13 protein-coding genes are annotated in these 11,421 nt (G+C 64.2%); 8 read left to right on the forward strand and 5 right to left on the reverse strand.

Translation table 11 applies throughout. The features are described 5' to 3' along the window. Positions 1 to 286: 286 nt before the first annotated feature. Entirely contained in the window at positions 287 to 1,639 is a 1,353-nt protein-coding gene (locus ACKWRH_RS35935; RefSeq protein ID WP_445217390.1) for a malonyl-CoA decarboxylase, read from the forward strand. A 125-nt stretch (positions 1,640 to 1,764) separates the two neighbouring features. Here ACKWRH_RS35935 and tarD read toward each other — a convergent pair whose 3' ends face one another. The 5 genes from tarD to ACKWRH_RS35960 form a co-directional block, all read right to left on the reverse strand. Beyond that, positions 1,765 to 2,934 carry a D(-)-tartrate dehydratase gene (gene tarD / locus ACKWRH_RS35940; protein ID WP_445217391.1) on the reverse strand — a complete coding sequence of 390 codons (1,170 nt, stop codon included), beginning with the start codon at positions 2,932 to 2,934 and terminating at the stop codon, positions 1,765 to 1,767. 164 nt (positions 2,935 to 3,098) lie between these two features. Then, positions 3,099 to 3,356: a DUF3297 family protein gene (locus tag ACKWRH_RS35945; protein ID WP_282522899.1), complete on the reverse strand. Its 258-nt coding sequence runs from the start codon at positions 3,354 to 3,356 to the stop codon at positions 3,099 to 3,101. Beyond that, positions 3,353 to 3,829: a glutathione peroxidase gene (locus tag ACKWRH_RS35950; protein ID WP_445217392.1), complete on the reverse strand. Its 477-nt coding sequence runs from the start codon at positions 3,827 to 3,829 to the stop codon at positions 3,353 to 3,355. Before ACKWRH_RS35950 ends, ACKWRH_RS35945 begins: the two co-directional genes overlap by 4 nt. Before the next feature lie 2 nt (positions 3,830 to 3,831). After that, positions 3,832 to 5,232 (reverse strand): amidase family protein, encoded by a 1,401-nt coding sequence (locus ACKWRH_RS35955; protein ID WP_445217393.1) that lies wholly within the window; start codon positions 5,230 to 5,232, stop codon positions 3,832 to 3,834. Positions 5,233 to 5,444: 212 nt separating this feature from the next. Continuing rightward, positions 5,445 to 5,702 (reverse strand): DUF6894 family protein, encoded by a 258-nt coding sequence (locus ACKWRH_RS35960; RefSeq protein WP_028147036.1) that lies wholly within the window; start codon positions 5,700 to 5,702, stop codon positions 5,445 to 5,447. 249 nt (positions 5,703 to 5,951) lie between these two features. Here ACKWRH_RS35960 and pqqA point away from each other — a divergent pair, with 249 nt between their 5' ends. From pqqA to ACKWRH_RS35995, 7 genes are all read left to right on the forward strand, one after another. Beyond that, positions 5,952 to 6,032 carry a pyrroloquinoline quinone precursor peptide PqqA gene (pqqA, locus tag ACKWRH_RS35965; protein WP_007595659.1) on the forward strand — a complete coding sequence of 27 codons (81 nt, stop codon included), beginning with the start codon at positions 5,952 to 5,954 and terminating at the stop codon, positions 6,030 to 6,032. Positions 6,033 to 6,156: 124 nt separating this feature from the next. Continuing rightward, entirely contained in the window at positions 6,157 to 7,086 is a 930-nt protein-coding gene (pqqB, locus tag ACKWRH_RS35970; RefSeq protein ID WP_445217394.1) for a pyrroloquinoline quinone biosynthesis protein PqqB, read from the forward strand. Positions 7,087 to 7,106: 20 nt separating this feature from the next. Beyond that, entirely contained in the window at positions 7,107 to 7,874 is a 768-nt protein-coding gene (gene pqqC, locus ACKWRH_RS35975; protein WP_445222536.1) for a pyrroloquinoline-quinone synthase PqqC, read from the forward strand. Positions 7,875 to 7,886: 12 nt separating this feature from the next. Next, positions 7,887 to 8,198, forward strand: coding sequence for a pyrroloquinoline quinone biosynthesis peptide chaperone PqqD (gene pqqD / locus ACKWRH_RS35980; protein ID WP_231143265.1), 312 nt, complete (start codon positions 7,887 to 7,889; stop codon positions 8,196 to 8,198). Next, on the forward strand, positions 8,195 to 9,394 hold the full coding sequence (gene pqqE, locus ACKWRH_RS35985; protein WP_445217395.1) for a pyrroloquinoline quinone biosynthesis protein PqqE: 1,200 nt from the start codon (positions 8,195 to 8,197) through the stop codon (positions 9,392 to 9,394). The genes pqqD and pqqE overlap by 4 nt, the downstream gene beginning before the upstream one ends. Beyond that, positions 9,384 to 10,391: a prolyl aminopeptidase gene (gene pip, locus ACKWRH_RS35990; protein WP_445217396.1), complete on the forward strand. Its 1,008-nt coding sequence runs from the start codon at positions 9,384 to 9,386 to the stop codon at positions 10,389 to 10,391. Before pqqE ends, pip begins: the two co-directional genes overlap by 11 nt. 124 nt (positions 10,392 to 10,515) lie before the next feature. After that, a complete protein-coding gene (locus ACKWRH_RS35995) occupies positions 10,516 to 11,193 on the forward strand; it encodes a hypothetical protein (RefSeq protein ID WP_445217397.1) in 678 nt (225 codons plus the stop codon). Positions 11,194 to 11,421: the final 228 nt, after the last annotated feature.

The following is an 11,421-nucleotide window of genomic DNA, read 5'->3' on the forward strand; positions in this document are numbered from 1 at the left end:
TCGCCGCCGCCTCACACTCGGTGTCATCGCCCGGCCCTTGACCGGGCGATCCAGTACTCCGAGGCCGCGAGGCTAGAACCGAGACGCCGCGGCGTACTGGATGCCCCGGTCAAGCCGGGGCATGACAGCGGTTGTGGAGCGCAACGGCCTTCGCGGGACATGACAGCTTTCCTGGTGGCGCTTGGCACCACGAAAGATACAAAATTCCCCTGCTTGATTGTGATCGGCTTCCGCCTAAATCCCGTGTAAGCTTCCGCAGCGCACAAACCGGAATCGAAAAGACCAGATGGCCAACGCCTTCTTCTCAGACCTGCTCGCCACCATCTCCGATCGCGGCCGCACGCTGTTGCGCCGCGGGGATTCCGCCGACACCAAGCACGATGCCGAAGGCCTGATCGAGCTCTGCGGTGCGCTGCTGTCCGGTCGTGGCGAAGCTTCGGGCACTGCCATGGCGCGTGAGGTGCTCGACATCTACCAGGAGTTGGATGCGGCAGGACGCCGCGCCTTCTTCGAAGCCCTGGTGCGCGATTTCGGCCCCGATCGCGAACGCCTGTCCAAGGCGATCGAAAAATGGCGCGCCAGGCCCAGTGACGAAGACGCAAGCTCGCTGCACTTCGCCTCCGAGCCGCGCCGGCAGGAGTTGATCCGCCGTCTCAACCGCGCGCCGGGCGGCACCGGCGATCTCGTCAACATGCGCGCCGATCTGCTCGGCATGATGAACGGTCACACCGATCTCGCCGCGCTCGATCGCGATGTCTCGCATCTTCTCTCGTCGTGGTTCAACAGGGGGTTTCTCGTGCTGCGCCGGATTGACTGGTCGACCCCGGCCAACATCCTCGAAAAAATCATCCGTTACGAAGCCGTGCACGAGATCAGCGACTGGGACGACCTGCGCCGCCGCATCGATCCGGTCGATCGGCGCTGCTACGCATTCTTCCATCCGGCCATGGTCGACGAACCCTTGATCTTCGTCGAGGTCGCGCTGACCGAGACGATCCCCGGTGCGATCGCGCCGCTGCTGGCGGTGGACCGCCAGCATCTGCCGATCGAGCGCGCGCGCACCGCAGTGTTCTATTCGATCTCCAACACCCAGCGCGGCCTTGGCGGCATCTCCTTCGGCAGCTTCCTGATCAAGCAGGTGGTGGAAGAGCTGCGCCGCGAGACGCCAAAACTCGACACCTTCGTGACGTTGTCGCCGGTGCCTGGCTTCATGCAGTGGGTGAAGCAGGACAAGGACCTGCCGCTCTCGGACGAGGACCGCGAGATCCTGAAGCGCCTCGACGATCCCAAATGGTTCGAGAACCCCGAGACGACCACGCTGCTCCGCACCGTGATCGAGCCGCTCGCGGCCTATTACTTCCTGAAGGCGCGCACGCCGAAGGGCAAGCTGATCGATTCCGTCGCCCGCTTCCACCTCGGCAACGGCGCACGGCTCGAGCGCATCAACTGGCTCGGCGACCTCTCGCCGAAAGGCGCGCGCGAGTCCGCCGGCGTGATGGTCAACTACCTCTACCGCCTCGACGACATCGAGAAGAACCACGAAGCCTACGCCAATGACGGCGAGGTCGTCGCGTCCAGCGCGGTGAAGAAGCTGCTGAAGGGCGAGGGGCGAAGGCTGCTGGATATGCGGTTGTCGTAGGGGCGGCCGCTCGTGCGGCCTCGTCATTGCGAGCGAAGCGAAGCAATCCAGACTGTCTCCGCGGAAAGTTTCTGGATTGCTTCGCTGCGCTCGCAATGACGGAGGTGTGGCCGCGTCAGAGTGAGCTACTCCGCCAGCGCCTTCATTTCCTTGTAGAGGTCCGACTTGCCTTCGAAGCCGATGCCCGGCAGGTCGGGCATGGTGATGTGGCCGTTCTCGACGCGCACACCATCCGGGAAGCCGCCGTAGGGCTGGAACAGGTCGGGATAGCTCTCGTTGCCGCCGAGGCCGAGGCCGGCGGCGATGTTGAGGGACATCTGGTGGCCGCCGTGCGGGATGCAGCGGCTCGGCGACCAGCCGTAGGTTTTCAGGACCTCCAGCGTGCGCTGGTATTCGCAGAGGCCGTAGGACAGCGCGCAGTCGAATTGCAGCCAGTCGCGATCCGGACGCATGCCGCCGTAGCGGATGAGATTGCGCGCGTCCTGGTGGCTGAACAGGTTTTCGCCCGTGGCCATCGGGCCGGGATAGAATTCGGCGAGCGCGGCCTGCAGCGCATAGTCGAGAGGATCCCCGACCTCCTCGTACCAGAACAGCGGATAGTCCCGCAGCATTTTTGCGTAGGCGATGCCGGTCTCGAGATCGAAGCGGCCATTGGCATCGACCGCGAGCTGCGCATCCTTGCCGATCTCCTTCAGCACCGCCTCGATTCGGGTACGGTCGTCTTCGATCGACGCGCCGCCGATCTTCATCTTCACGACGTTGTAGCCGCGATCGAGATAGCCGCGCATCTCGCCGCGCAGCATCGAGAGATCCTTGCCGGGATAATAATAGCCGCCGGCGGCGTAGACGAAGACGCGCGGATTGGCGGTCACGCCGTGCCGTTCGGCGAGCAGGCGGAACAGCGGCTTGCCTGCGATCTTCGCCACCGCGTCCCACACCGCCATGTCGATGGTGCCGACCGCGACCGAGCGCTCGCCATGGCCGCCCGGCTTCTCGTTGGTCATCATCGTGGCCCAGACCTTGTCGGGGTCGAGATTGTCACCGGCCGCATTCAGCAGCGACTTCGGATCAGCCTCCAGGATGCGCGAGGCAAAGCGCTCGCGGATCAGGCCGCCCTGCCCGTAGCGGCCGTTGGAGTTGAAGCCGTAACCGACGACGCGCTTGCCGTCGCGGACGACGTCAGTGACGACGGCAACGAGGCTCGTCGTCATCTTGGTAAAGTCGATATAGGCGTTGCGGATCGGCGAAGAGATCGGCTTCGTGATCTCGCGGACGTCAACGATGCGGACGGACATGGGGTTCAGCCTTCGGTGGTTATTTTCGTCATTGCGAGGAGCGAAGCGACGAAGCAATCCAGACTGTCACTGTGGAAAGATTCTGGATTGCTTCGCTTCCGCCGTCGCTCTTCGAGCTATGGCGGACAAGTCGCTCGCAATGACGAGGAGAGAGCGCGGCGCGCTTACTTCTTGTCTCGAAAGTACGGCTCGACCGGACCATGCACCTTGATGGTCAGCGGATTGCCGTAGCGGTCCTTGGCGTTGCCGGCGGCGACGCGGACCCAGCCTTCGCTGATGCAGTACTCCTCGACATTGGTCTTCTCGACACCCTTGAAGCGGATGCCGACGTCGCGCGAAAGAATATCCGCGTTGTAATAGGGGCTGTTCGGGTCGACCGACAGGCGGTCCGGAAATTCGTCGCTCATGATTGTCTCGCTCATAACAGGATCTCGATTTGCTGCCGCAATCCTTCGGGCCGTGCGGTCGGCGCGTAGCGTGCGGTCACCTTGCCGGCACGGTCCACGAGGAATTTGGTGAAATTCCATTTGATGGAGGCGCCCAGCAGGCCGGATTGCTGGCGTTTCAGGTACTCATACAGAGGGTGCGCGTGGGCGCCGTTGACGTCGATCTTCTCGAACAGGGGAAAGGTGACGTCGTAGTTGGTCGAGCAGAATGCCTGGATCTCGCTCGCCTGCCCAGGCTCCTGCGCGCCGAACTGGTTGCAGGGAAAGCCGAGCACCGAGAAGCCGCGCGGCGAGAGGTCGCGATAGAGATCCTCGAGCCCGCGATATTGCGGCGTGAAGCCGCATTTGCTCGCGGTGTTGACGATCAGCAGCACCTGCCCTTCGAAACGGCGCATGGGCACCTCCTCGCCGAGAAGCGAGTTGGCCTTGAAGTCGTAGATCACAGACATCGCTAACCCACTGGATCGATCGGCGACGGCGGCACGCCGCCCGCCTCGATCGCTTCGCCTGCGAGCAGACACAGATCCTCACGATAGCGGCCGGACACGATGTGCACGCCGACAGGCGCCTTGCCGACCAGACCGGTAGAGACGACGAGGCCCGGCAGTCCCATGAACGGGGTTGCGATTTGCGGCATCTGCGCCTCCCAGACGCGCTCGAAGGATTCGTTGTCCTTGCGGTCGAGATGATCGGGGAACGGCAGCTCGCCGGACACCGGCGTGAGCACCACGGCATATTTTTCGAAGAACAGCATCCAGTCGCGGGTCAGCGTGGCGCGTCGCGTGAGCGCCTTGGCGTAGTCCGCCTGGTCCATCGGCGTGACCTTGGCGCGATTGCCACGCAGGCAGGCCAGCGCACCGGGATCGCCTTCGCGCTCAGCCATCTCCAGCTGCGCCTCATAGCCGTCGCCGAGCCAGAGTTTTCTCTGCCACTCGACCGCCTCACGCATCGGCGGCGTGTTCTCGATGGCCTCGACAGTCCAGCCGGCACGCTCCAGCCGCTTGCCGGCGTCAGTCACGGCGGCCTTCACCTCCGGTGTGGTCGCAAGGCCGTCCGGATTGAGGCAGATTGCGGCGCGCTTCGGCCGCGCGGGGCCTTGCAGTGGGACCGGCACGAACCAGGGATCGCGGATGTCGCGGGCCGACATGGCTTCGAGCGAGATCCTGAGATCGTTGACCGTGCGCGCCAGCGGGCCCGACACGGCCATGATCTGCGGCCCGATCGGACGCTCCGGCAGCGCCGGGTTGAAGGCGGGGATACGGCCCAAGGTCGGGCGCAGCCCGTGCACGCCGCAGGCATAGGCGGGATAGCGGATCGAGCCGGCGATGTCGGTGCCGTGGGCGATATGGCCGATGCCGGCCGCGACCGCCGAGCCGGCGCCGCCGGACGAGCCGCCCGGCGTCAGCGAGGCGTCGCGGGGATTCTTGGTGTCGCCATGGACCAGATTGGTGGTGAACCAGCGATAGGAAAAGGCCGGGCAATTGGTGCGGCCAAGGAGAATGGCGCCGGATTTGCGGAAATTGGCGACCACCGGATTGTCCTCGCGCGCGATCAGGTCGCGCTGGAGTTTCAGGCCGTTGGTGGTGGCAAAGCCTTCCTGGTCGACATTGGCCTTGATGGTGACGGGCACGCCGGCGAGCACACCGGGATCTTCTCCCCGGGCGATGGCGGCATCGACGGCGTCAGCCTGCTTGAGCACGTCCTCCGGCCGGTGGTCGATCACCGCGTTGAGCTGGGGATTGACGGCGTCCAGGCGGGCCAAACCGGCCTTGGCCGCCTCCCTGGCGGAGACCTTTTTGGATTTGACGAGGGTAGCGAGGTCGGCGGCCGACAGGCGCCAGAGATCTTGCATGGCTTGCTCCGTTTAACCGGCGTCTTTTAGCGCCGGGAACGCGGCAAAGCCATGCGGATTTCGCGGGGAGGAAGAGCGGGTTTGGCGTCGGGGTGGCGTCTCATTCTCCGTCATTGCGAGCGCAGCGAAGCAATCCAGAATCCCTCCGCGGAGACAGTCTGGATGGCTTCGTCGCAAGGGCTCCTCGCAATGACGGGGAGAGAGCTGGGGCCTCAATGCCTGGTCGCGGACTCGTCCGGCATGTCCAGCAGGGCCTCGGTGAAGGGGAATTCGAGCACGATCTCCCCGTCGTCGTCGGTCACCTCGATGACGGCCTCCATGAGTGCCGGCTGGGCGCCCTCCGACTTCACCACCTCCAGGATCATCTGGCGGGCGACCTCCCAGGCGCGATCGGGGTTACGCAGGTCCTCTCCGTCGGGATCCACGATCAATTCGTCGCCGATGCGGGTGTTGAAGAAGTATCTGGGCATCACGAGGGTCCAAATTGGGAGGCCTGTACCGGATTGAAAGCTGCACTGCACTCACAACTGCTTTATCAGGACAGGGTTCGCGACCGAATGCGCCATGCGCAAGGCAGCATCACGGGAAGTGATGTTCCACCATCATTTGTCGCGGCGCAACATGACTTTCTCGGGAAGATTTCACTAGCGAACTTTTCCGCTCGCATTACTTTAACCGTTGGGCGGATACGTCCGAATTCGTGAAAATGGAGAGCCAAAATGGCTTGGAAAGCCCCAAAGATCGTCGAAGTGCCCTGTGGCATGGAAATCAACATGTATGTGAGCGCCACCCGCAAGTAAGCGGTTGGTGGTTTCTGCGCAGGTGGATCTTTCGGTCACGATCGGTTTCCGGAAGACATGAGCTTTGTCGGCAGCCGTGTCGGCCTGAGATCCACCTCGCGACGTTCCCTCCAGGAGACGTATTATGCTTCGCGTCGTCGTCCTGGGCGCCGGGGCCGGCGGCGGGGTCCCGCAATGGAATTGCGGGTGCGAGGGCTGCCGGGCGGCCCGTGAAAATGGCCATGAGCTTCAGAGAACCCAGGCCTCGGTCGCGTTCAGTGGCGACGGCGAGCACTGGTTCCTGATCAACGCCTCCCCCGATCTTCGCCAGCAATTGAACGCCACGCCGCGGCTGCATCCCAAGGCCGGCGCGCTGCGCCACACGCCTGTTGCAGGCGTGATCCTGACCAACAGCGAAGTCGATGCCGTGGCGGGTCTGCTGTCGATGCGCGAGGGCTCGCCCTTCACGGTCTATGCACATCAGAAGGTGCTGGCGATCCTGAAGAGCAACAGCATCTTCAACGTCCTGAACGAGAAGAACGTACAGCGCCAGCCGATTTCCCTCCACGAGCCGTTCGAGCCGCGGCTGCCTGATGGCGCGCGCTCAGGGATAGAGGTGCTGCCCTTCGCGGTATCCGGCAAGTCGGCGTGGTATCTGGAAGGCAAGGCGCATCCGGGCGGCGAGACCGGCGACGGCGATACGCTGGGTCTGAAGATCACGGACAAATCAACCGGCAAGTGCTTCTACTTCATCGCCGCCTGCGCCGAGGTGACCGACGCGCTCAAGGCCGAGATCGACGGCGCCGCGCTGGTGTTCTTCGACGGCACCGTCTGGCAGGATGACGAGATGATCAGGGCCGGGCTCGGCCAGAAGACCGGCAAGAGCATGGGCCATGTCGCGATGTCCGGTCACGATGGCGCGATCGCGCGCCTCGCCGACCTCACTCTCGACAGGAAGATGTTTCTGCATATCAATAACTCGAATCCGGCGCTGCTGCCTGATACGCCGGAGCGTAAAGCGCTCGAGGCCGCGGGCTGGCAGATACCCGCCGACGGAACGGAGATCGTGCTGTGAATGCCGCGTCACTGACTGGAATGACCGCACTCTCGATCGGCAAGGACATCAGGCTCAACTCGGCCGAGGAGCTTGAGGCGACGCTGCGCCATATCGGCGCGACGCGCTATCACAGCCTGCATCCGTTTCATAAGCTGCTGCACGGCGGCAAGCTGAACAAGGGCCAGGTGCAGGCCTGGGCGCTGAACCGCTACTATTACCAGAGCACGATCCCGATCAAGGACGCCGTGGTGATCTCGCGCTTCCGCGACCGCGCCACGCGGCTGGAATGGCGCCACCGCATCGAGGACCATGACGGCGACGTCGGATCCGAGGGCGGCATCGAGCGCTGGCTGAAGCTGACCGAAGGCCTCGGCCTCGACACGGCTTATGTGGAATCGACCGAAGGCATCCTGCCGGCGACGCGCTTCGCGGTCGAAGCCTATGTTCATTACTGCCGCGAGAAGAGCCCGCTGGAGGCAATCGCCTCCTCGCTCACCGAATTGTTCGCGCCGAACCTGCACGAGGAGCGCATCTCCGGCATGCTGGAGCACTACGACTTCGTCAACCCCGACATCATGAGCTACTTCAAGCGGCGGCTGGCGCAGGCGCCGCGCGATGCCGGTTTCGCGCTCGACTATGTCAAGGCGCATGCCACGACGCCCGAGCAGCGCGCGCAGGTCTGCAACGCGCTGATCTTCAAGACCAACGTGCTGTGGGTGCAGCTGGACGCACTCCAGCACGCCTATGTCGAGGGCCACATTCCGCCGGGCGCGTTCGTGCCCAAAGATACTAAAAAGGCGAGCTGAGGGACAAGCGCAATGGCCGGGCCGCGGAACATCAGCGTCAGCGAGGCAAGCCGCCCGGTGCTGCCGCGGCATGCCAAGCTGAAATATGACGAGACGCGCAAGGTCTGGGTGATCCTGGCGCCGGAACGGGTGCTGGCGCCCGATGAGATCGCGGTCGAGGTCTTGCAGCTCTGCGATGGCGAGCGCAATGTCGGGGACGTTGCCGACCTGCTGGCCGCGAAATACGCCGCGCCGCGCGAGGCGATCCTGGCGGACGTCATCGTCATGCTCCAGGATCTCGCCGACAAGGGCTTCCTCACCGAGGCCCGGGAGAAGACGTCATGAGCGATGTGCTCGGCCATCCCGCCATCCCGCCCGATGCCAGCGACAGCCTGGCGGTGCTGGAGAAGAGCCGCTCGACGGCGGAGACGTTCGGCATTCCGCTCGCGGTGCTGCTCGAGATCACCCATCGCTGCCCGCTGCAATGCCCCTATTGCTCCAACCCGGTCGAGCTCGACCGCTCCGGCAAGGAACTGACGACCGAGGAGTGGAAGAAGGTCTTGAGTGAGCTCGCCGAGATCGGCGTGCTCCAGGTGCATTTCTCCGGCGGCGAGCCGACGGCGCGGAAAGACCTCGTCGAGCTGGTCAAGCATGCCAGCGACGTCGGGCTCTACACCAATCTGATCACCTCGGCCGTGCTGCTGACGCGCGAGCGGCTGAGCGAGTTGGCCGATGCCGGGCTCTGCCACGTGCAGATCAGTTTCCAGGGCGTCGAGGAAGGCCTCGCCGATCGTGTCGCCGGTTACAAGAACGGCCACCGCAAGAAGCTCGAAGTCGCGAAATGGACCCGCGAGCTCGATCTGCCGCTCACCGTGAACGCGGTGATGCACCGGCAGAACCTGCATCAGCTCCCCGAGATCATCCAGATGTCCATCGACCTCGACGCCGACCGGCTCGAAGTCGCCAATGTGCAATATTACGGCTGGGCGCTGAAGAACCGCGCCGCGCTGATGCCGACCGTCGCGCAGCTCGACGAGTGTACCCGCCTCGTCGAGGAAGCGCGCGAGCGGCTCAAGGGTACGCTCGCCATCGACTACGTCGTGCCCGACTATTACGCGCTGCGGCCGAAGAAGTGCATGGGCGGCTGGGGCCGGCAGTTCTTCAACATCTCGCCGGCCGGCAAGGTGCTGCCCTGCCACGCTGCCGAGAGCATCACCGGGCTCGATTTCGAGTCGGTACGCTCCAACCATTCGATCGCCTGGATCTGGCAGAACTCGGATGCCTTCAACCGCTATCGCGGCACCGGCTGGATGAAGGAGCCGTGCAAATCCTGCGAATTCCGCGAGATCGATTTCGGCGGCTGCCGCTGCCAGGCCTTTGCGCTGACGGGCGACGCCGCCAACACCGATCCGGCCTGCGCGCTGTCGCCGCTGCACGAGACCATCTTCAAGCAGGCCGAGCGCGAGGCCGAGGGCGAGACCAACCGCTTCCTCTATCGCAATTTCGCCGGCGGCACTCTGGAATCCGGGAATGATGCCTGACGCCGATGCGGCCGCATCCGCCAAACGTGCCGATCCCTTTGCGCCGCTGACCTCCGACATGCTCGACGTCGGCGACGGCCACGAGCTCTATGTCGAGAGCGTCGGCCGCGCCGATGGCATCCCCGCGATCTACCTGCATGGCGGGCCCGGCAGCGGTTGCCAGCCGGATCACCGCCGCCTGTTCGATCCCGACCGCTTCTGCGCCGTGCTGTTCGACCAGCGCGGCTGCGGCCGCAGCCGGCCCAAGGGATCGCGGGACCGCAACACCACCGCGCATCTGATCGCGGACATGGAGAAGATCCGCGAGAAATTCGGCTTCAAACGCTGGATGGTGGTCGGCGGCTCCTGGGGCGCGACGCTGGCATTGGCCTATGCCGAGGCCCATCCCGACCGCGTTTCCGGCATTGCGCTCCGCGCAACCTTCCTGGGCACCCGTGCCGAGGTCGAAACCGCTTTCACATCGCGCCTGTCGCAATTCTATCCAGCGCTCTACGAGGATTTTCTCAGTGTGCTGCCGCCCGATGAGCGCGCACACCCGGTGGACGCCTATTGGCGCCGCATCCTCGATGCCGATCCGGCCGTGCATGGCCCCGCCGCGCGGGCCTGGCACGACACCGAGCGCGTCTTGTCCGAGCACAAGGCGGCCAAGACGCGGCTGGACCTCGCATCGCTGAACGTGTGGCGCACGCTGCCTGCGACGCCGTTCATGGAGGCGCATTATTTCGTCCACGACAGCTTCATGACGGAAAACCAGTTGTTGCGGGATGCGGGCAAGCTCGCCGGCATTCCCGGCATCATCGTGCAGGGCCGCTACGATCTGTTGTGCCCTCCTGAGACATCCGAGCGGCTTGCGAAAGTTTGGCCGGGTTCCGAGATTCGGATCGTGGAAGAAGCCGGACATTCGCTCTATGATGCCGGCGTGCGGGACGCTGTCATGAAGTCGATCGCCGATCTCGCGTCGAAAGCCGCGCGCAAGAGATCTGCCTCCTCATCCTGAGGAGCGCTCCAAGGGAGCGCGTCTCGAAGGTTGCAGGCCGAGATGTAGCAGCGGGGCCTTCATGGTTCGAGACGCCACTTCGTGGCTCCCCACCATGAGGGTCTGAATGGGAAGGACAAGAACAATGCCGCTCGCCGGGCAAGGCATGCTGCTGACGTCGATGAACATCGACGTTCCAGATGAGGCCGATTTCAACCGCTGGTACGATCGCGAGCATCTGGAAGAGCGCGTCGCGATCGAGGGTTTCCTGGAGGCGCGGCGCTATGTCGCGCATGCCGCCAATCCCAAATATCTCTCGCTGTACTCGACCGCGACGCTCGACGTCCTCGACAGTCCCGCCTACCGGGCCCGCCTCGCCAACCAGACCGAATGGTCGCGGCGGACCATGGCGCATTTCAAGAACATGCTGCGCGTGGTCGCGCGTATCACCATCAGCAAGGGCACCGGCCGCGGCGCAGCGCTCGGTGTGGTGCGGCTGCGGCCGAGCGCCGACAATGCCGGGACATGGCGTAATGCACTGCACGAAAAGCTGACGCCCGGGGACCGCGAGGGCATCATCTCGATGCATCTGCTCGAAAGCGAGCCGGAATTGTCGGGCGCAACGGCCGACATTCCAGCGGTGCGCAATGAGGGCGCGCACGACTGGTTCGTGCTGATCGACGGCACGCATGTCGGCGCGGTCTCCGCCGTCATTGCCGAACGGTTCACCGGCCCCGCCGCATCGCCCTTCCCGCTTCCTGTCTCCGTCGGCACTTACAGCCTGATGTGGGATCTCGCGAAGAGCGATATCGCGCCCGGCTAGCGGCCATCCGCAACGCAACATATTGCACCGCACGCATCATGCGTGCGGCCGTTAATGCTGAGCGCGCGCAGCACCTATGAAAGCAGGTGATCGCGCAAATTTGCCGTTGTACTTCGGAACGGTTCTAATAAGCTAACCCAATGACGTCATTCATAAACCAGATCGACGCGCATTAGCGTTCGCCAAGCTCAAGAAAAGGCCGCCGGGTCTTTGGGCCTGTGCGGACAG

The sequence above is a fragment of the Bradyrhizobium sp. Pa8 genome, from assembly GCF_052588265.1.